The organism is Amphritea atlantica, assembly GCA_024397875.1.
GTDB lineage: Bacteria > Pseudomonadota > Gammaproteobacteria > Pseudomonadales > Balneatricaceae > Amphritea > Amphritea atlantica_B.
On the sequence record CP073344.1, the window covers coordinates 3827718 to 3849348 of the forward strand.

The window sequence follows — 21631 nt, forward strand, 5'->3', positions numbered from 1 at the left end:
TCGATGAACCCATTACTCCGGACGGGAGCGCATATCAGTCAGCAGCTCCCCCAGACTTGCCGCTTTCGGCTTAACCAGCCAGAAACGACCGATATAATCATCTAAGTTTTCAACAATCTGCTGACCCCAGTCACTACCGGTCTCTTTAACAAAACCGATGATTACCGAGCGCAGGTGATTTTTGTACTCTTCCATATGCTGTGGAGCAACCCGATGGATATCCACCAGCTCATGGTTGTACTTATCAACAAAGGTGTTGTCCATATCCAGCACGTAAGCGAAGCCGCCGGTCATACCTGCACCGAAGTTGTAACCTGTCTGGCCCAGCACGGTAATCAGACCGCCGGTCATATATTCACAACAGTGATCACCGGCACCTTCGATAACGGCATGACAACCGGAGTTTCGCACCGCAAAGCGCTCGCCAGCACAACCGGCAGCATACAGAGTACCGCCGGTAGCACCATAGAGGCAGGTATTACCGATAATGGCGGTTTCGTTGCTGGCATAGGTGACCACATCCGGCTGATTAATAACGATCTTACCACCCGCCATGCCCTTACCGACGTAATCGTTGGCATCGCCTTTCAGGTAAAGCTCCTGACCGCCTGCGTTCCAGACACCGAAACTCTGACCCGCATGACCGGTAAAGTTAAAACGAAGCGGCGCATCAGACATGCCCAGATTTCCATGGACCCTTGCAATGGCCCCCGATGTCCGCGCACCGACAGAGCGGTCACAGTTAGTAATAGGCAGCTCAAACACCCCGCCCGACTTATCCGCAATAGGCTGTGTAGCCAGCTCCAGCATCTGGCTGTTCAGCGCACCGGTATCGTAAGGATCGTTATGCGCTACCTGACAGGTTTGTGGATACTCTGCCGGAATACCGGCATCCGACACCAGCGGTGACAGGTCCAGCTTGCCATGCTTAGCAGTAGTACCCTCCAGCAGCTCCAGCAGATCGACACGACCCACCAGCTCTTCCAGACTCCGCACACCAACTGATGCCATCCACTGACGGGTTTCTTCAGCAACAAAGCGGAAGTAATTCTTAACCATCTCCACTGTGCCACGGTAATAGTTATCCCGCAGCTCATCATTCTGTGTTGCGACGCCGGTGGCACAGTTATTGAGGTGACAGATACGCAGATATTTACATCCCACAGCCACCATCGGCATGGTACCGAAACCAAAACTTTCTGCACCGAGAATGGCGGCTTTAACAACATCCAGACCGGTTTTCAGGCCGCCATCCGTCTGCAGACGGATTTTGCCTCGCAGGTGGTTACCCCGCAGCGACTGATGCGCATCAGCCAATCCCAGCTCCCACGGGGAACCGGCATAGTGCACAGAAGTCAGCGGGCTTGCCGCTGTACCACCATCATAGCCAGAGATAGTAATCAGGTCAGCGTAGGCCTTGGCAACACCACACGCGATAGTACCAACACCCGGACGGGACACCAGCTTCACCGACACCAGACCTTCTGGATTTACCTGTTTCAGGTCGAAAATCAGCTGTGCCAGATCCTCAATCGAATAGATATCATGATGCGGCGGTGGTGATATCAGCGTCACACCCGGTACCGAGTAGCGCAGACGAGCGATCAGGCTGTTAACCTTACCGCCCGGCAGCTGACCACCCTCACCGGGCTTAGCACCCTGAGCCACCTTGATCTGCATCACATCGGCATTGATCAGGTATTCCGGGGTGACACCAAAACGACCGGAAGCCACCTGCTTGATCTTGGAACGTTTATTAGTGCCGTGACGGGCCGGATCTTCACCGCCCTCACCGGAGTTGGAACGCCCACCCAGCTCATTCATTGCCATTGCCAGGCACTCATGCGCCTCAGGTGACAGTGCTCCCAGCGACATCGCCGCGGAGTCAAAACGGGGGAACAATTGCTCTGCCGGTTCAACTTCACTCAGCGCAATCGGTTTAACATCTTTTCGCAATCCCATCAGGTCACGAATAGTTGCGACACCGCGCTTATTCACCAGATCGGCATAGGCCTGATAGTCAGCCGGATTACCACTTCGAACAGCAGTATGAATGGTGCGAATAACATCCGGGTTATACGCATGGTATTCACCGCCATGCACATACTTTAACAAGCCACCCGGTTGAATCTTCTTACGGGCAACCCAGGCCTCAGCAGCCAGACTCTTCTGATCGAGCTGGAAATCACTGAAATCAGCGCCTTCAATACGGCTGGCAACGCCGGGGAAACAAAGATCAACGACTTCGGAGTTAATCCCTACCGCTTCAAACAGCTGTGCGCCACGGTATGAGGCAATGGTCGAGATACCCATCTTCGAGAGGATCTTCATCAGGCCTTTCTTGATGCCTTTACGATAGTTCTCGTGGCTGTCGAGCCAGTTCATCTGCATTTCGCCAGTGGCACAGAGATCGGTCAGTACACGGTAGGCCAGGTATGGATAAACCGCAGTGGCACCGAAACCAAACAGGACAGCAAAATGGTGAGGATCTCGCACCGTACCGGACTCAACAACAATGTTGGCATCAGCACGAAGTCGGGTATTGATCAGGCGGTGATGCACTGCACCGGTCGCCATCGCCGCATGGATGGGTAGCCGCCCCTGTACAATCGCAAAATCAGACAGAATGATAATAACTTTGCCGGAACGAACCAGTTGTTCAGCCTGGTCAGCAACCGACTCAATTGCTTCTTTAAGACCCATAACCTCAGGATCGTAATTCAGATCAATCTGGGCAACACCAAACCCTTCAACGGTATTGTTCTTCAACCGCAGAAACTTACTGGCAGACAATACTGGCGAGGTAAGGATAACCCGGCGGGCGTGCTCCGGAGTCTCTTCAAATACGTTACGCTCGGCACCGATGCACGTTTCCAGTGACATAACGATCGCTTCACGCAGCGGATCGATTGGTGGATTGGTTACCTGAGCGAACTGCTGACGAAAATAATCAAATACCGAGCGAACTTTTGATGACAACACCGCCATCGGCTTATCATCACCCATAGAGCCCACCGCTTCCATCGCGGTTTCACCCAAAGGACGCAATACCTGATCACGCTCCTCGTAGGTGACCTGGTACATCTTCATGTGCGTTTTAACCTCTTCCGGGGTCATTTCACAGAAAGACTGGGACTCTTCAGTCAGGTTCATGGTCTGCTCTAAAGGCAGCGCATTCTCACGCATCCATTTTTTATAGGGCTGCGCTTTTTTAAGACGGTCATCGACATCAGCGGTATGCAGTACTTCACCGGTCTGAGTATCAATAGAGAGAATCTGACCCGGTCCGACACGCCCCTGAGATACAACATCTTCAGGTTTATAGTCAAACACACCGATCTCGGAAGCGGTACAGATCAAGCCATCTTTGGTCATAACCCAGCGGGAGGGGCGTAAGCCATTGCGATCCAGCATACAGACGGCAAAGCGGCCATCGGTCATTACCATTCCGGCAGGACCATCCCAGGGCTCCATATGCATGGAGTTGTAATCATAGAATGAGCGCAGCTCAGCATCCATGGTATCAACATTCTGCCATGCAGGAGGCACGATCATACGTGCCGCACGGTACAGGTTCATACCCCCGATCAGCAGGAATTCCAGCATATTATCCATGCTGGACGAATCGGAACCGGTGGTATTAACGATTGGCTGAAGCTCATCAACGTTGGGTAGCAGCTCAGTTGCAAACTTACTTGAGCGGGCACGGGACCAGTTACGGTTCCCCTCAATCGTGTTTATCTCGCCATTATGAGCCAGCAGGCGGAACGGCTGAGCCAGTGGCCAGCGTGGAGCCGTGTTGGTAGAGAAGCGCTGATGATAGGTACAGATGGCCGTTTCCAGACGCTCATCGCTGAGATCCTTATAGAACACCGGCAGATCCACCGGCATTGTCAGCCCCTTATAGGAGATAACTTTATCTGACAGGCTGCAGATATAAAAATCCGGGTCTGTACTCAGAGCAATTTCAGCCTTACGCCGGGCTGTATAGAGACTGACCGCAAATTCACGATCCGCTTTATCAGTTGTAACAAAAACCTGCTCTATCTGCGGCAAGGTATCCTTTGCTATCGGTCCAAGACAGCTTGGATCTGTCGGCACAATCCGCCAACCTGCGACATTCAGTCCTTGCGCCACCAGTTCGTTATTCAACACATCCCGTGCTGCCGCAGCCAGCGTCGGCTCGTTTGACAAAAACACCATACCCACGGCATAACTGTCACCCAGCTCAACACCCAGCTCGCTTTTTGCCGCCGTACGCAGAAACACATCCGGCTTCTGCATCAGCAACCCGCAGCCGTCTCCGGTTTTGCCATCAGCCGCGATCCCACCACGGTGGGTCATACATGCAAGTGCTTCAATCGCCTTCAACAATACATTGTGGCTTGGTTCACCTTGCATATGGGCCATCAGGCCAAAACCACAGTTGTCTTTGAACTCACCAGGGCGATACAGACCTATGCTCATAAACGAATCCCACCAAAAAGTTCTTAATTATCAGTATATTACATCCACCAAATTTCAGCCACAGTTGTGAATGCAGAGAAAAAGGGACAGGTATTTTACACAGCGAGGGGGGGAAGGACAAATTATAAGCAATACAGAAAAATTTTTTGTTTGCGCTGGCAATACAAAAAAATACTACTTTCTGGCCGACAGATCTGCCTGAATCCCCTGAATAGTCCTCGCCCAGGGCTTCAGCTTAGCAAGCGCTGAAGGCAGTGACGCACTTGCAGCACTTGCCGCATCCCGGTCTTTATACTGCCCATAGACTACCACAAACCAAGGATTACCTTTATAGCGAGTCTGAAACATATAAAACTTTTGAGGCTCGTCCTGCGCACGGATAAACTGTTCCGCACTTTTGCGCACGCCAGCTCCCAACATCTGCAGAGTATAACCGCTGGCCGGCCAGCGCATCAGACTTTCCTCTGCTTCGGTCAGCCGGCTTTCAGCAGCCACTGTTGTTGCAACCGGGGTAGTCTTGCGCGCAGGCTCAGGCTTTACCACTTTAACCGTTTTAGGTTCCGCCGGAATAACAGTCACCGCCGGTTTTGATGTGGCACTGGTTGTTGATTTTGTTACAGGCTTAGCCTCAGGCGCTTTAGTTACAACGATATCCTGTGCCTTTTCAGCGGCAACTACCTCTTCCTGAGGCACTATTACCGGAGGAACAGTTTCCTGAGATACTATTTTCTCTGCAGCCTGAACTTCTGTTGTTTCCGGCACGACTACCCGCGATGGCGCCATGATCGGCTTATTATCCGCCAACAGCTGTGCCGAGGGGGCTGCTACATCCTGATCTGCCCCGGGCTGACTGAAAGTAACTTCCGGCACCTGAGTCGCATCCGCTGCAGAAGCGATCACCGGACCGGCTTCTATCGGCACCTCTATCTGCACCTGCGTGCGGGTCGTACCGGCGTCACTTTCCGGCCAGTATTGCCACAAACCACCCACCAGCACAACCAGCAGAACAGCAGCAATACTGGCCAAGTGAACACGAGAAAGCCCCGCTGATTCAGTTGATTTTTTTACCGTACCTGACCGAAACAGCAACTCTATCTGCTGATTAAGCCGGCCCGGATATCCACCTGATGCGTCATAAACAGCCTGTAGCTGCTTCTCGGTCAGGGAAGCCGAGGCGCTGTAACGCTGCAGCAGGTAACTCTGGGCTTCGCTGAAGGTTAACGGCTCCAGCACCACTTGATGAACCTGAGACTCCAGCAACGCATACTCGTCAAACGTCTGAAGCCGCTCGTGAAAGCCGTCGCCTGCCGCAATCAACAGATGTGGCTTAACAGGTAACCCCTGAGCTTCGCTCAGCATTTGTAACAGAAGTTGAACAACCGGACTTTCCAGCAGGTCAGCATTATCAATAATGATGACCCATTGAATATTTTCGACAGCCATGACCTGAGCAAAGCTGTAAATAGCATTCAGCATCTGCTGGTTATCGACCTGAGTATCCAGCTCGGGACTCAGCTGTTCACTCAGCGAGATCAGCACTGCGCTTAATCCGTTTGCCTTACTGCCATCGATCGCGCAAAGCCGTAAAGTCCGATCGCTCTCAGCTGCCTGGAGCTGCTGAATCAGAGTCGTTTTACCTGCCCCGGACGGGCCGGTCACCAGCAACAAAAAATCACTGAAGCGACTCAGATGCTCCAGTTTCTCCAGTAACTGGAGCCGGGAAGAGGGTTCAAAAAAGAAATTTTTACGCTGCTCTGCACTGGCAAATGCATCAGCCAGCGCCTCAACACCACGTCCCTGAAGATCCGCCATCTGCATGCTCCTTTATGACGCGAAGCGGGTAAGGGTGTGCTGTAACGACGCAGGGTCAAACTGGTCAGTAACCACAGCCCTGCCCAGCGCCTTCAGCAAAATCAAGCGAAGTTGCCCGTCGATGACCTTCTTATCCACAGCCATCAGCGTCATAAAATCTTCTGAAGTCATACCCTGTGGCGCTTCAACCGGCAGATTTGCCATTTTCATGATCCGTACAACCCGCTGATAATCATCGCTGCTGATCCAGCCAAGACGCTGTGACAGATCTGCAGCCATGACGGTTCCAGCAGCCACGGCTTCACCATGGAGCCAGTTGCCATACCCCTGACAAGACTCAATCGCATGGCCAAATGTATGTCCCAGATTAAGCAATGCACGAACACCGGATTCTTTTTCATCCTGCGCCACTACTTCGGCTTTCAGCTCACAGGAACGATAGATTGCATAGCTCAGCAGTGAAGTATCACGTCCAACCAGCCCGGACATATTTTTTTCCAGCCAGTCAAGAAAACGAGCATCATAAACCAGCCCATACTTTATCACCTCCGCCAGCCCCGCCGATAACTCACGATCCGGCAGAGTACGCAACACATCGACACTGGCCAGAACCACCTGCGGCTGATGAAAGGCGCCTATCATATTCTTACCGAGCGGATGATTAACCCCGGTCTTCCCCCCCACCGACGAGTCAACCTGGGAGAGCAGCGTGGTAGGAATCTGGATGAAATTTACACCTCGCTGATAACAGGCAGCCGCAAAACCGGTCATATCACCAATAACGCCTCCTCCCAGCGCGATCAGTGTCGTGGTCCGGTTATGCCGGCATTCAAGCAGGCGATCGAACACAGCATTCAGTTGTTCCAGCGTTTTAAACTGCTCGCCATCGGGAAGAATCACATCGTCGATCTGAACCGGAGGCAACACTGCTTTCAACTGATCCAGATACAGGGGAGCGACTGTTTCATTGCTGACGATCAAAACCTGATTACCTCTGATATAAGGTGCCAGGTTGGCAGAACGAAACAGGTCGGCTCCGATAAAGATAGGGTAGGAACGATCACCAAGATCGACATTCAGGGTTTGCATGGCGGGCTTTTCTCTATTTAACTATTTGCTGTGCGCGAAGCTCCGCCATTATATCAGTAACTACCGCTTTGGGGTTACGGCGTTCAGTGTCGATGACAACATCCGCCACCTGCAGGTAAAGGGGGTGCCGCTGTTCCATCAGTTGATTGAGTACAGTCTCGGGATCAGGGGTTTGCAGTAAAGGCCGGTTTTTATCCCGGGCGGTTCTCTCCAGCTGCTGCGCTACCGAAGCCTGCAGATAAACTACTGTGCCGCGCCCCTGCAGGTTTGAACGATTATCCTGACGCAATACTGCGCCACCACCGGTGGCCAGCACCAGATTATCCTCAGCACTCAACAGATCGATAACATGAGCTTCCCGGTCCCGGAACCCGTCTTCACCTTCCACATCAAAAATCCAGGGAATATCGGCTCCGGCACGCTCCTCTATTACTTTATCGGAGTCCACAAATCTTAGTTTCAGCTCGTGAGAAAGAAGACGCCCTATGGTGCTTTTTCCAGCTCCCATAGGGCCAATTAGAAATATATTCAATACAACAACCTTACTGAGCCGACAGAGACTCACGTACCAGTTTAGGCGTGATAAAAATCAACAACTCTGTCTTCGTATTTGACTTCGACTTATTCCGAAACAGCGCTCCAAGCACGGGTATATCACCCAGCAGCGGGGTCTTGTTCACAACTTCAAAAGTCTCATTCTCAAACACCCCACCGAGCACGATGGTCTGTCCATCGGGCACCACAACCGAGGTCTCCAGGGCATTCTTGATAATACTGATATCGCCATTATCCAACTGTTCACCAATCGAATCCTTATGAATCACAAGATCCATTGCGATGCGATCGCCAGGATTGATTCGCGGAGTAACTTCCAGTGACAGTACCACATCTTTAAACTCGACATTCACTTCGCCATCTTCAACAGTCTGATACGGGATCTCTTTACCAGACTCGATCATGGCAGCTTTACCGTTGGTGGTCATGATTTTCGGTTGAGAAATCACCTCTATCTTGCCATCAGTCTCCAGCGCAGAAAGCTCAAGCTGCAACAAAGCACTATTGGATGCTAAACCAATCGCAACCGATGCTGGTGAGGTCACCCCGGCACCAAGATCAACCATCAAACCACTGGGTACTGTTCCCGGGGATGACACACCAGCGATATCACTACCAATGGAGATTGCATTACCCGATGAGTCTGTATCACCGTATCCCAGCCCCCACTTAACCCCCAGGTCTTGCGATACAGTGCTATTGGCCGTTACCAGGCGCGCTTCAATCAACACCTGAGCAACCTCGGTATCGAAGCGACGCAGGGTTGCACGAATCTCTTCGATTCGCTTGGCTGTTTCTCGCACCATCAGCACATTGGTTTCATCATCGGCAAGCAGAAACCCCCGCTCAGATACCAGTTTAGCCTCATTGAGACGAGAAACCATATCAGTGGCCTTTCTGAAATCGACCTGGATAAACTCAGTTCGCAGGGGCGCCAGTTCTTCTATAGACTTACTGCTCTCCAATTCAACCCGTTCACGCTCTTTAATCTCCTCGGCGGTACCGATCAACAGCACATTACCCATTTCGCGCTTATCGAGCTTATTGGTGGTCAGGATAAGATCCAGCGCCTGATCCCAGGGAACATTCTTCAAACGCAGGGTGATATTACCGCCGACATTATCGCTGACAACCAGGTTCATCTCGGCCACTTCGGCAAGGATTTGCAGCACAGAACGCACTTCTACGTTCTGGAAATCCAGATCGATCCGCTCACCCTGATACGGAAAGCGTTCCTGCTCAATTTTATCCAGCTCGGCCTGAGTCACCGGCTTAAGATCGACGACCAGCTGATTGTTTGTCTGATAAACCATATAGTCGTATGGCTCAGGCGATGGCTTGATCAGAATTGATACATTCTCACCGGAGGCCATTGAATCGATAAACATGACCGGAGTCGCAAAGTCCTGAACATCAATGCGGTTCTGCATACTGGCAGAAAGATCCACACCCAGAAGATTAACAACGACATTATTACCCTCTTCTATAACATCGACACCGGCACGATCATCTGACAGAGAAACCACAACCCTTCCAGCGCCCTCAGGCGTCCGCTCGAAATCGACCCCTTCTATCCGGGTTTTATCGGATACGACTGGCTTGGCGGTGGAGTCTGCGGCCACACTTTTACTGACTTTAACAACCTCCTGCTTAGCCATTCCCTGATCACCAACCGTCAGGAACAGGCTATTACCATCGGTACGGGTTTCAAAAGCCGAGGCCTCGAACAGATCTACGACGACCCTCAGCCGACCCGCGACCTGAGCAAAGTTAATCTTATCGACATTACCGTTTTCTACACTCAGTAAGCGGGTATCCTGGGTATTTTCAACCCCCCACATATCCAGAACCAGCCGGGCAGGACTGTTGGTCATATAGGCCTTAGGCAGCGCGGGAGGAACATCAAAATCAAAGCGAACCTCAAGCTTATTGTCAGGAAGCGCAACAAAAGAGGATGCCATTAGTTTCGCATCCGCTGCTAATACATTAAAAGCCAGCATCCACAACCCGATGACCATTCCCGCCATCTTAGCGAGCGCGGAGTACGTCAGCTTACCCGCCTGAATATTCTTATTCACAGTATTCACCATCATCGTCATCAATCCATCACCACACTACGGGGACGTCGCATCCAACCACCCCGGCCGTTTGTAACAATCTCAATAAGCTCAACATTATCACTGTTAACAGCAACCACTTTGCCGTAATCCAGCCCCATATAATCACCAATGGATATCTGGTGCACTTCACCCTTGGTATCCCTGATCAGCGCCCAGCGAGAACCATCCGCACTCATTTTGATACTGCCAACCATCGAAAGATTATCCAGTGAAAAAGTTTCCATATAGGTCTTCTCACGATCGACATCAGGCTTTATTCCGCTATCCCCCTGTGTAACGACACCATCCCCGGCATCCAGTGCAGCTATAGACACTAACGGCTTAAAGGGACTGCGCATACTCGCCCCCTCATAGACAAAGCTATGATAGGGCTTAAATTCAGGCAGAGGCTCCACCTTAACACTCTTTTTCTGTTTCTCCTGCGCAACAAAACTACGCAGATCACTGACATCCTCAATCCAGACACAACCGCCCAGAAGAAAGGGGACAAAAATAAGAAAACGCAAACGTTTACTGGGTATCATCATAGCGATAAGTCTTTGCACTGATTGTCATATTCAGCTGATTTCCAGCCGGTTTTATAGCGTAGTCATGCAGCGTCACAATGCGTGGAATTGCCGCGACACCGCTGACGAACTGACCCATCTGGTGATATGTTCCGCTCACCTGTATATTGATCGGAAGCTCAATAAAAATCTCATTCTTTCGCTCAGCACCGAGCGCTATTGACTGAATATCAAGACCACTGGAATGGCCTATTTCGGTAATATCCTCCAACAACCCAGGCACCTCTTTCTCTGTGGGCAGCTGTTTAAGCAACTCAGCAAAGCGCCCCTGAACATCCTTCATCTGTTCGCGAAGCTGGTCCAGACTAGCGACCTGCGTCATCTTCACCGAAACCTGCTGTTTGAGACCGCTTTCCTGACGCACTTCCCGATCAAGACTTTTCTCTTTATCGGTAATATAAAAATATACACCGGCGCCAACGACCAGCGAAAAAACCAGTAAGTAAGCGATTACCTTAATGCCAACTGGCCAGTTACCCGCCATGCTAATGTCAAGATTATCGGCATCAAACCCTTTAAAGCTGTTTTTTAATGCATCCATTGCCATATCAGTTCACCTCTTCCAGGGAGGGCTTTAACACCGGAACGGTGAGATTGAATCTCTTCATCTTGCCATCATTCGCCACTTTATGGAGGTTAGGTTCACCAAACCAGACACTGGCATAAATATGTCGCATCAGGCTCGACACATCGTCACTTTTATCAGCACGCCCGTCCAGGCTTATGACATTGCCTTTTCGGCTCAGCGACTGATAGTACAAGCCATCAGGCAGTACCCGGACCATCTCATCGAAGCTCCGAACTATCAGGGGACGCGTTCCCTGCAGCTCCTGGATAGCATTCAGACGAGCAATCAGCCGGGCTCGCTGCTCTTTCAACTGTTTAATATCTGCCAACTGCTTATCCAGCTGCGCAATTTCACTGCGTAAAAAGCTATTGCGCGTTTTTTGCCGATCCGTTTGCATATCGATATAGAAACCGATCAGAAATACTACAACGGCGGCAATAAATGCAGCAGCAACCAGATTCACAAGGAACTGTTTTTGCCTCTCGGCAGACTGTTCTTCGCGCCAGGCCCTTAAATTTATCTTTGCCATAGTCGCTACCCTTCAAAGCTTCGTAACGCAAGACCGCAGGCTTTTACCAGGGTCGGAGCATCCTGACGCAGCCGGTCTGCATTTATTTTCGAGTCAAAATCCAGACCTGCAAACGGATTAGCGACTTCAACCGGTACACCGACCTCAGCCTGCATCTGCTCCGCCAACCCCTCTATCGCCGCAGTCCCCCCCAGAATATAGAGTTTACTCAGTTCATTATGCGGTCCGGATGAGTAGAAAAACTGCAGTGAACGGGAAACCTGTTGTGAAACTGTGCTCCGGAAAGGCAACACCACACTCTGTTTGAGGTCTTCAGAAAGCTCTCCGCTGCGCAAAAGGTGCTCCACCTCGCCAGCCTCCAGCCCTGACTGCTGGTGAATCACATTACTCAGGTCATTCCCACCAAACGCCTGTTCCCGGTCATAAACGATCTTGCCGTTTTTGAACACGTTCAGGGTGAGGGTTGATGCGCCGATATCAACCAGTCCGATAAGCTGATCGGCTGCGTTCCCAGGTTGATCAAGCAAACTGACGACACGCTCTGTGGCAAAACGATCGACATCGACCACTTCACACTTCAGACCACTGCTGTTGATCGCATCCTCACGCATCTCAACATCATCGCGACGACAGGCAACCAGCAGGATATCATTCAGTTGCGGACTGTTTTCAGAAGGCCCCAGCACTTCAAAGTCCAGAGCGATTTCGTTCAGGGGGTAGGGTATAAAACGATCCGCTTCAAGCTTAACCTGCTCTTCAAGTTCAAAGTCAGTGAACGCATTACTCAACTGGAGCGTCTTAGCAATTACAGCGGAGGAAGGCACCGCGGCAACGCAGGTAGTAAGCCCGCCGCCGCAAATCTTCAACCCTTTCTCGACAGCTTCAGATACCTGACTGATATCCTGAATACTGCTCTCTATAACGGCAGTTGAGGGCAAAGGCACAATAGCGTACGAGTCAAGACGTAGTCCCTTCCCGCGCTTTGATAGTGCCACCATTTTTATTGAAGATGAGCCGATATCTATGCCGACCCATCCTTTTTCCTGTTTGCTAAGAAAGCTAAGCACAGTAAATTATCCTTAAAAAATCCCGCATAAACCGAGCGTAATTGACTCTAGCGCGGTTTCATCAAAAATTAAACCACTGTTTCACTAGTGGCTGACACTTTCTTACAGATATAATAACTCGGCAACAAAAAACTTAACTTTAAACAACTTAACATGAAACTATTGACATCGTTACTCAAAATCAGCGTTAAACTCACCATACTGGGCTGTGTTATCGGAAGCCTGGCATTGGCTACGGCGTATTTTTACTATGCGCCCAAGCTACCCGATGTCGAAACACTGCGAGACGTCCAACTCCAGACCCCGCTCAGAATCTATTCTGAGGATAACAAACTGGTCTCTGAGTTTGGTGAAAAACGCCGCACCCCCATCAGCTTTAATCAGATTCCTCAAAATTACATCAATGCCCTGCTGGCGGCGGAAGACCGCAATTTCTTCGATCATATTGGCATCGATATCAAGGGACTGTTCCGGGCGGTATTCCAGCTGGCCAGCACCGGCCAGATTCAAAGCGGCGGCAGCACCATTACAATGCAGGTCGCGAAAAACTATTTTCTGACCAGAGAACGCTCCTTTGTCCGCAAATTCAATGAGATTCTCCTCTCACTGCGCATTGAGCAGGAACTGACCAAAGAGGAAATTTTCGAGTTATATATCAATAAGATCTATCTGGGTCACCGTTCCTATGGCATTCAGGCAGCCGCCAACATTTACTACGGCAAGGATATCGATCAACTTAGCCTGGCTCAGGTCGCCATGATTGCAGGCCTTCCCAAAGCGCCTTCAGCATACAATCCAATCACCAACCCCAGTCGCGCACTGGAACGCCGTAATTGGATTCTGAAGCGGATGCACAGCCTCAGCTTTATCAATGATGAAGATTATGAAACCGCTAAGAACGAACCCGTTAGCGCAGAGTATCACGGCACCCAGATTGAACTATACGCTCCCTATGTCGCTGAAATGGTTCGCAATGAGCTATATCAATATTTTAACGACAGCTTATACACCAACGGTTTCAGAGTTTACACAACCCTTAACAGCACTATGCAGGCCGCAGCCAACCAGGCCGTTGAGGATGGCCTGATCGCCTATACCGAAAGGCACGGCTATTTCGGCCCGGAAAAGCCCGCAGCAACCACATCACTCACGGAAGAAAACATTACCGCCACTCTGGAGCAGCAACGCACTTACGGTTCACTCCAGCCGGCACTGGTAATCAGCACTGACGAGCAACAGGCGCAGCTCTACATCAAAGATCACGGACCCGCCACTCTGACATGGGAAAATATGCAGTGGGCGCGACAATATAAAGGACCTAACCGTCGGGGCAGCAAACCCACCCAGGCTGCTGATATTTTCTCTCCCGGCGATCTGATACGGGTCAGAGAGCTCAGCGAGAACAGCTGGCGCCTGTCCCAGATCCCCCGTGTCGAAGGCGCACTGAGCGCCCTGTCCCCCCAAAATGGCGCCATCAGAGCCCTGGTCGGCGGCTTTAACTTCAACCACAACAAGTTCAACCGGGCAACTCAGGCAAAACGCCAGCCGGGATCAAACCTCAAACCCTTCATTTATGCCTCAGCGCTGGAGCAGGGCTATACACCGGCAACCCTGATTAACGATGCCCCGGTGGTTTTCCATGACAACAATCTGGAGTCCAACTGGAGACCACAAAACTACAGCAAAAAGTTCTATGGCCCCACCCGCCTGCGGGAGGCGCTTTACAAATCCCGAAATCTGGTTTCCATTCGCATCCTCCGCTCAATCGGAATCGACACGGCCACTGAGTTCCTGACCCGGTTCGGCTTTGATAAAGACCGTCTGCCTCATAACCTGTCCTTATCTCTGGGCAGCGCAGACATGACACCACTGGAACTGGTTACAGGCTATGCCGGACTGGCCAATCAGGGTTTTAAAGTCAGCCCTTACTTTATTGCCCGGATTGAAGACTCTGACGGCAATATTCTCTATCAGGCCCAACCTGTTACAGTATGTCCTGAGTGCACGTACATCGCTGACAAATCCGCCCCACCGCGGGACTTTAAACAGATACCACTGCAAACAGAGATCACTGGCAACGCAATCACCCCCACTCAGGCCGAGACCCAAAACAGCACTCAACCTGCCAGCGAACAGTTACCGACAGAAAGTCCGCAAACCGGGCAGCAGGTAACAACCTTCCCGGTAGCAGAGCGAATTATGCAACCCCAGACAGCCTATATGATCTACAACATCATGCAGGATGTTATCGCCCGGGGCACCGGCCGGCGAGCCCTGGTACTGCAACGCTCAGACCTGGCGGGCAAAACCGGCACAACCAACGATCAGAAAGATGCATGGTTCTCAGGCTTCAACAAAGATATTGTGGCGACCGCATGGATCGGCTTTGATCAGCCATCAACCCTTGGCAGAAGCGAGTTCGGAGGCACCGCAGCTTTACCCGTCTGGATTGAGTTCATGGAAGCCGCACTAACCAACAGCCCTGACCAGCCTATCGCCCAGCCCGATGGACTGGTAAGCATCAGAATCGACCCGAAAACCGGACTACTCGCTTACCCGGGACAGGAAGACGCTATTTTCGAGATATTCCCTGAAGCAAGCATACCCACTGAAGCTGCCCACAATCCAGCGCTGACTAATACAACAGGGACAACCCAAACAGAGGAAATTTTCTGAGGGATCATACAAGAATTTCGTCTCAGCCTGACAGACTGCATTATTAAGAATCGCGAGTCGAGTGAGACACCAAAACCCTCAGATACAAAAAAACCCGGCAATGCCGGGTTTTTTTCAGTAACGACTTAACTTAGCGGTTAAGCAGAGCATCAACAGTTGTCAGCGGGTAATGCGCAGGCAACGGCAGACGAGCAACACCTGAATCGATCGCAGCCTGAGCCACGGCCTGAGACACAACGCCCAGCAGACGAGAGTCTGTCGGCTTAGGAATAATATACTGAGGACCAAATTCCAGAGAGCTCAGCTCGTAAGCATCCAGCACATCCTGAGGAATAGGCTCTTTGGCCAGATCTGCCAAAGCGCGTACCGCAGCGGCTTTCATCTCTTCATTAATTGCAGAGGCTCGAACATCCAGCGCTCCACGGAAGATGAAAGGGAAACCCAGCACGTTATTAACCTGGTTAGGGTAATCAGAACGACCCGTTGCCATGATGACATCATCACGAACAGAGTGAGCCAGCTCAGGCTTAATTTCAGGATCAGGGTTAGCACAGGCAAACACGACAGGCGTCGGCGCCATCTTAGCCAGCTGCTCTCCACTCAGCAGGTTTGGCCCTGACAGGCCAACAAACACATCGGCGCCCTCAATAGCATCATCCAGCGTACGCTTATCAGTCTCAGAGGCAAATGCAGCCTTCTCAGGGGTCAGATTTTCACGACCTGAATGAATAACACCGGTACGGTCAATCATAAAGATATTTTCGACCTTAGCACCCATATTCACCAGCAGTTTCATACAAGCATGCGCCGCAGCACCCGCGCCAAGGCAGACAACCTGAGCTTCTTCCAGCTTCTTACCGGCAATTTCCAGAGCATTAATCATACCGGCAGCGGTAACAATAGCAGTACCGTGCTGATCATCATGGAAAACAGGAATATTACAACGCTCGATCAAAGCACGCTCAACCTCGAAGCATTCCGGCGCTTTAATATCTTCCAGATTGATACCGCCAAAGGTATCAGCAATACGGGCAACGGTATCGATCAGAGCCTGAGGACTTTCAGAGTCAACCTCGATATCGACAGAATCAATTCCGGCGAACCGCTTAAACAACAGCGCTTTACCTTCCATAACAGGCTTGGACGCCAAAGGCCCCAGATCGCCAAGACCCAGAATAGCAGTACCATTCGTAATAACAGCTACCAGATTACCTTTAGCGGTGTAGCGATAAGCGTTATCAGGGTTTTCTGCTATGGCACGTACAGGCTCAGCAACACCTGGGCTGTAAGCCAGCGCCAGGTCGCGGGCAGACTCAGCAGAAGTAGTCAGCTCAACACTGATCTTACCCGGGCGAGGGAACTCGTGATAATCGAGTGCAGCTTGTTTCATATCTTCAGACATGGTCGCGGTTCCAACTTAGTTATAAAAATTCGGAGATCGAATCATATAGAAAAGATCCTTTGTGCTCAACTGCCAAAACAGCCCATATCTCTGAAATTTTCTCGATATTTAGTGTATTTTCTACTACTTTTGCCGGAGTACGCAGAATTTACAAAAGAATTACCCAGCAAAATCAGGGGATCTGCCCAGTTATGCTAAAGTTTTATATAAATCAGTCTGAATTCACCAGAAACAAAAAAGGCACCCCAAAGGGTGCCTTTTTTCATAATACGGAATCGTTTACTTCTTAAGACCACGTCCGCCGAAACGCTTGTTGAAGCGATCAACACGACCACCAGTAGTCGCATCTTTCTGCTTACCGGTATAGAACGGGTGGCATTGACTGCATACGTCGATATGGATGTCTTTACAAACAGTCGAATGCGTCTTTACAACGTTTCCACAAGAGCAGCTAGCGCTGATCTCGGAGTATTCTGGATGGATATCTTTTTTCATCTGAAACCTCAGTTGTTTTGTATGCCGCCACCCGATCTCTTGCCGGGCACCGCATGCAGGCAATTAAGCCTATAGGATTAAGGCCGGACATTATACGCGCAGTTTTCAGCCCCAGCAAGCCTTTCACAACACTAAAACAACCACTGGTTAACAGCGAAAACAAAAAGACATACACTGTGGCATCTGTTCCTGATGTGGATCTCCTCTTTAATGCCTTACCTGCAACTAGCCATACCCTCTCCTCTGCGCCGTCTGTTCGATTACCGACCGCCGCAAGGATGCTCACCTGAGTCGCTCAGACCCGGCGTGCGGGTAAAGGTACCGTTTGGCCGCAGAGAGGTCACCGGCGTGCTGATCAGAGTAACCGAGCATACGGAAGTTCCCCCGGATAAACTCAAGGCAGCAATCGCTGTGCTCGACGAAACACCGCCAATGCCGGAGTCAATATTAAAACTGGCGCGCTGGGCAGGAAACTACTATCAACACCCTCTGGGAGACGCCCTGAGTCAGGCTCTGCCGGTGCTGCTTCGCAAAGGCGATCCCTGTGAATATGCCCACCAGCACCTGTGGCGGGCAACTGCGGATGCCGACATCTCCCAACTCGGTAAAACTGCCGCCCGACAACGGGAGCTGTTGCTACTACTGCTGGAGCACCCCAACGGCATCAGCGAGGATGCGATACGCGCAGAAGGCGGACAAACTACGCTGTTGAAAAAACTGACCGATAAAGCACTTGCGGAGTCCTTTATACATAAACCGGATCACGGTCACCACGACAATCAGCCACTCCATGAAGCGCCGCTGACGCTGAACGCGGAACAGCAACAGGCAGTTCACGCCATCATTACGGCGGATGGCTTCAAAACCTTTCTGCTACAGGGCGTGACCGGATCAGGTAAAACCGAAGTCTACCTGCAGGCGATAGAGCACTTTATCCGCCAGGGGAAGCAGGCACTGATACTGGTACCAGAGATTGGTCTGACACCTCAGACAGTAGCCCGTTTTAAGGCCCGCTTTAATCTGCCGGTCGTGGTTCTGCACTCAAACCTGACGGACCGCCAGCGGCTCGATGCCTGGCTGCAGGCCCGGGAAGGTGTTGCCCGGATAATCATCGGCACCCGTTCTGCGATCTTCACGCCATTGAAATTCCCCGGGGTGATATTTATCGACGAAGAGCATGACACCTCATTCAAGCAGCAGGATGGGTTTCGTTATAACGCACGCGATCTGGCGGTGATGCGCGGCAATTTTGAGCAGATTCCGGTCGTACTGGGCACAGCCACCCCGGCCATTGAAAGCCTCTATAATGCTCAACAGGGGCGTTATCAGTGGTTAAAATTAAATCAGCGAGCGGGCAACGCTCTACCGCCAAAATTTGAACTGCTGGATATTCGCCAGTTGCCCCTGCAGGACGGATTATCAGCCCCCCTTGTCCAACAGATAAAGGACCACCTGAAACAGGGCACCCAGGTGCTTATATTCCTTAACCGCAGAGGCTTTGCCCCGACCCTGATGTGTCACGATTGCGGCTGGCTGGCCGACTGCAATCGCTGCGATGCGCATATGACCCTGCACCGCAAACCCTTTCACCTGCACTGCCACCACTGCGACAGCCAGCGCCCGGTCCCGACCACCTGCAACAGCTGTGGCAGCACAGAACTAAAACCCGTGGGCGCGGGCACCGAACGCACCGAAGAAGCCCTGCAAAAGCTGTTCCCTGGTTTTCCAGTGATCCGGGTCGACAGAGACACCACTCAACGTAAAAACGCCATGCAACAGATCATGGATCGGGTCCATCAGGGGCTTCCCTGCATTCTGATTGGCACTCAGATGCTGGCAAAGGGGCACCATTTCCCCAAAGTCACGCTGGTCGCCATTCTGAATGCCGACAGCGGCCTGTTCAGTGCTGATTTCAGAGGCATGGAGCGCACCGCTCAGCTTATTTTACAAGTCGCCGGGCGGGCGGGCAGAGCCGACCATCCTGGAAAAGTCGTGATGCAGACCCACCACGCCGATCATCCTACGATCACCAGTCTGGTCACCGAAGGCTACCAGGCCTTTGCGCAACAGGAACTCAGTCAACGAATCGCCGCTCATTTACCGCCATCGATGCACTGCGCAATGTTCAGAGCGGAGGCCCGCCACCCGGGGATGGCCGAACGCGCCCTCCGCAAACTCAGAGACCTGCTCGAACCTGACATTCTCCAGCCTCAGGGCATTCAATGGCTTGGTCCACTGCCCTCACCGATGGAAAAACGCGCCGGCCTTTTCCGAGCCCAACTAGTGCTGCAAAGCCGCGATCGCAAAGCCCTGCATCAACAGCTGCAAAACATTATCCGGGAAGCAGAAGGCGATCCGGAGGCACGCAAAGTTCGCTGGTCTGTGGATGTTGATCCAGTGGATATGCTTTAGCCACAAATAACCCCCTTCAGGGGTTAACAAAACGCGGACGAAAAGGGATAATACGCGGTCTTTTTTACAGACAACCGCGCAGCTGGCTTAGTTTTTATGAGTATTTTTTTATATTTCTAACCGATAACGCTGCGTCGTTGCATCTGGCTCCTGAATTTAACCCGGTATCTTTTGAGCATGAAACAACATATTGCGGACCTGATTAGTACTGCCCTGACCTCGCTGATGGACGAAGGCACCCTGCCCGCCGACACTCAGCCCACAATCATGGTAGAGAACACCCGCGACAAGTCTCATGGGGACTTTGCATCCAACATCGCTCTGACGCTGGCTAAGGCTGCCAAATGCAACCCGCGGGAGCTGTCACAAAAGATCTGTGCCGCACTGCCAGCCTCCGATAATGTCGAAAAAACCGAGATTGCCGGCCCCGGGTTCATTAACTTCTTTGTCAGCGATGCCTCAACCGGCAACCTGATCAAAACCATTCTGCAACACAAGAACACCTACGGTCGCAACAACGATGGCGCGGGAAAAAAGGTTCAGATTGAGTTTGTTTCAGCCAACCCGACCGGCCCCCTGCATATCGGTCACGGTCGTGGCGCTGCGGTAGGCGACTGCCTCAGTCGCCTGATGGAAGCAACGGGCTGGGAAGTGACCCGCGAGTTCTATTACAACGACGCCGGCCAACAGATCAATAACCTGGCGCTCTCGGTTCAGGCCCGCTGCAAAGGCCTGACACCGGAAGATCCAAGCTGGCCGGAAGATGGTTACCGTGGCGGTTATATTACCGATCTGGCCGAAAGTTTTATGCGCGGCGATACCGTGACCTCTGAAGACCAGAGCTTCACCGGTACTAAAGATGCGGATGACCTTGAAGCGATTCGCCATTTTGCGGTGGCATATCTGCGCCATGAACAGGATCTTGACCTGAAAGCCTTTGGCGTCGACTTCGATGTCTATTTTCTGGAGTCGTCTCTCTATACCGAAGGCAAGGTAGAGGAAACCGTACAGACACTGATTAAAAATGGTTACACCTACGAAGAGGGTGGCGCCCTGTGGCTGCGCACCACCGATTTTGGTGATGACAAAGATCGCGTAATGCGCAAAACCGATGGCGGTTATACCTACTTCGTGCCCGACGTTGCCTACCATATGAATAAATGGCAGCGCGGCTTCGACACCGTCATCAACGAACAGGGCGCCGATCACCACAGCACCATCACCCGTGTCCGCGCGGGCCTGCAGGCACTCGATGCCGGCATTCCCAAAGGCTGGCCAGATTATGTACTGCACCAGATGGCAACGGTTATGCGTGGCGGCGAAGAGGTAAAAATATCCAAACGAGCTGGCAGCTACCTGACTCTGCGCGACCTGATCGACGAGGTCGGCCGCGATGCCACCCGTTTCTTCCTGGCGGCACGTAAATCAGACAGCCATCTGAATTTTGATATCGATCTGGCGCGTTCCGAGTCAGCCGATAACCCGGTTTACTATATTCAGTATGCCCATGCGCGGGTTTGCTCAATCTTCCGCAAACTGGCAGAAAACAACCAGCAGTGGGATGAGACAACCGGACAGGACGCTCTCGGACGTCTGGATCTCGAGTCAGAGAAACGCCTGACCATCAAGCTGGGACGTTATCCGGAAGTGGTAAAGCGGGCAGCCGATGTGCGCGAGCCTCACCTGATCGCGACCTATCTCTATGAACTGGCCAGCGATTTCCATACCTATTACAACTCAGAGAAAACTCTGGTTGAAGACACCGATCTGCGCAACGCCCGCCTGACCCTTGCGGTTGCAGTCAGACACGTGCTGGCAAACGGGCTGGACCTGCTGGGTGTCAATGCTCCCGACCTGATGTAAGAAGGCTAAA

The 21631-nt window shown here is 51.7% G+C and carries 14 protein-coding genes; 3 read left to right on the forward strand and 11 right to left on the reverse strand.

Translation table 11 applies throughout. The annotated features are described in order from the left end of the window. Positions 1-12: 12 nt before the first annotated feature. From gltB to KDX31_17745, 9 genes are all read right to left on the reverse strand, one after another. The gene (gltB, locus tag KDX31_17705) at positions 13-4467 is read right to left on the reverse strand and encodes a glutamate synthase large subunit (protein UTW03138.1); all 4455 of its coding nucleotides are present in this window, start codon (positions 4465-4467) and stop codon (positions 13-15) included. Positions 4468-4641: 174 nt separating this feature from the next. Continuing rightward, a complete protein-coding gene (locus KDX31_17710) occupies positions 4642-6279 on the reverse strand; it encodes an AAA family ATPase (protein UTW03139.1) in 1638 nt (545 codons plus the stop codon). Between the two features lie 12 nt (positions 6280-6291). Next, positions 6292-7368, reverse strand: coding sequence for a 3-dehydroquinate synthase (aroB, locus tag KDX31_17715; GenBank protein UTW03140.1), 1077 nt, complete (start codon positions 7366-7368; stop codon positions 6292-6294). Between the two features lie 13 nt (positions 7369-7381). Further along, positions 7382-7876, reverse strand: coding sequence for a shikimate kinase AroK (gene aroK / locus KDX31_17720; GenBank protein ID UTW05442.1), 495 nt, complete (start codon positions 7874-7876; stop codon positions 7382-7384). Between the two features lie 34 nt (positions 7877-7910). Beyond that, positions 7911-10016: a type IV pilus secretin PilQ gene (gene pilQ, locus KDX31_17725; GenBank protein ID UTW03141.1), complete on the reverse strand. Its 2106-nt coding sequence runs from the start codon at positions 10014-10016 to the stop codon at positions 7911-7913. Between the two features lie 5 nt (positions 10017-10021). Beyond that, complete coding sequence (locus KDX31_17730) at positions 10022-10570, reverse strand: pilus assembly protein PilP (GenBank protein UTW03142.1); 549 nt, start codon at positions 10568-10570, stop codon at positions 10022-10024. Then, a complete protein-coding gene (locus tag KDX31_17735) occupies positions 10554-11156 on the reverse strand; it encodes a type 4a pilus biogenesis protein PilO (GenBank protein UTW03143.1) in 603 nt (200 codons plus the stop codon). The genes KDX31_17730 and KDX31_17735 overlap by 17 nt, the downstream gene beginning before the upstream one ends. 1 nt (position 11157) lies before the next feature. Beyond that, positions 11158-11706 (reverse strand): PilN domain-containing protein, encoded by a 549-nt coding sequence (locus KDX31_17740; protein ID UTW03144.1) that lies wholly within the window; start codon positions 11704-11706, stop codon positions 11158-11160. A 5-nt stretch (positions 11707-11711) separates the two neighbouring features. Next, the gene (locus tag KDX31_17745) at positions 11712-12773 is read right to left on the reverse strand and encodes a pilus assembly protein PilM (GenBank protein ID UTW03145.1); all 1062 of its coding nucleotides are present in this window, start codon (positions 12771-12773) and stop codon (positions 11712-11714) included. Positions 12774-12926: 153 nt separating this feature from the next. Here KDX31_17745 and KDX31_17750 point away from each other — a divergent pair, with 153 nt between their 5' ends. After that, positions 12927-15449, forward strand: a complete 2523-nt coding sequence (locus KDX31_17750; protein ID UTW03146.1) for a penicillin-binding protein 1A — start codon at positions 12927-12929, stop codon at positions 15447-15449. Between the two features lie 130 nt (positions 15450-15579). Here the strand turns inward: KDX31_17750 and KDX31_17755 are convergent, their stop codons facing one another. Continuing rightward, positions 15580-16851 (reverse strand): malate dehydrogenase, encoded by a 1272-nt coding sequence (locus KDX31_17755; protein UTW03147.1) that lies wholly within the window; start codon positions 16849-16851, stop codon positions 15580-15582. A 279-nt stretch (positions 16852-17130) separates the two neighbouring features. Continuing rightward, positions 17131-17346: a 50S ribosomal protein L31 gene (gene rpmE / locus KDX31_17760; protein UTW03148.1), complete on the reverse strand. Its 216-nt coding sequence runs from the start codon at positions 17344-17346 to the stop codon at positions 17131-17133. A gap of 210 nt (positions 17347-17556) precedes the next feature. Here rpmE and KDX31_17765 point away from each other — a divergent pair, with 210 nt between their 5' ends. Both KDX31_17765 and KDX31_17770 read left to right on the forward strand, forming a co-directional pair. Then, complete coding sequence (locus tag KDX31_17765) at positions 17557-19758, forward strand: primosomal protein N' (protein ID UTW03149.1); 2202 nt, start codon at positions 17557-17559, stop codon at positions 19756-19758. Positions 19759-19935: 177 nt separating this feature from the next. Continuing rightward, complete coding sequence (locus KDX31_17770) at positions 19936-21621, forward strand: arginine--tRNA ligase (GenBank protein ID UTW03150.1); 1686 nt, start codon at positions 19936-19938, stop codon at positions 21619-21621. Positions 21622-21631: the final 10 nt, after the last annotated feature.

What these genes read in the sequence shown, in the direction of transcription:
- gltB (UTW03138.1), bottom strand. Translation starts at nt 4,467, where the DNA reads ATGAGCATAGGTCTGTATCGCCCTGGTGAGTTCAAAGACAACTGTGGT.
- KDX31_17710 (UTW03139.1), bottom strand. Translation starts at nt 6,279, where the DNA reads ATGGCGGATCTTCAGGGACGTGGTGTTGAGGCGCTGGCTGATGCATTT.
- aroB (UTW03140.1), bottom strand. Translation starts at nt 7,368, where the DNA reads ATGCAAACCCTGAATGTCGATCTTGGTGATCGTTCCTACCCTATCTTT.
- aroK (UTW05442.1), bottom strand. Translation starts at nt 7,876, where the DNA reads ATGGGAGCTGGAAAAAGCACCATAGGGCGTCTTCTTTCTCACGAGCTG.
- pilQ (UTW03141.1), bottom strand. Translation starts at nt 10,016, where the DNA reads ATGATGGTGAATACTGTGAATAAGAATATTCAGGCGGGTAAGCTGACG.
- KDX31_17730 (UTW03142.1), bottom strand. Translation starts at nt 10,570, where the DNA reads ATGATGATACCCAGTAAACGTTTGCGTTTTCTTATTTTTGTCCCCTTT.
- KDX31_17735 (UTW03143.1), bottom strand. Translation starts at nt 11,156, where the DNA reads ATGGCAATGGATGCATTAAAAAACAGCTTTAAAGGGTTTGATGCCGAT.
- KDX31_17740 (UTW03144.1), bottom strand. Translation starts at nt 11,706, where the DNA reads ATGGCAAAGATAAATTTAAGGGCCTGGCGCGAAGAACAGTCTGCCGAG.
- KDX31_17750 (UTW03146.1), top strand. Translation starts at nt 12,927, where the DNA reads ATGAAACTATTGACATCGTTACTCAAAATCAGCGTTAAACTCACCATA.
- KDX31_17755 (UTW03147.1), bottom strand. Translation starts at nt 16,851, where the DNA reads ATGTCTGAAGATATGAAACAAGCTGCACTCGATTATCACGAGTTCCCT.
- rpmE (UTW03148.1), bottom strand. Translation starts at nt 17,346, where the DNA reads ATGAAAAAAGATATCCATCCAGAATACTCCGAGATCAGCGCTAGCTGC.
- KDX31_17765 (UTW03149.1), top strand. Translation starts at nt 17,557, where the DNA reads ATGCCTTACCTGCAACTAGCCATACCCTCTCCTCTGCGCCGTCTGTTC.
- KDX31_17770 (UTW03150.1), top strand. Translation starts at nt 19,936, where the DNA reads ATGAAACAACATATTGCGGACCTGATTAGTACTGCCCTGACCTCGCTG.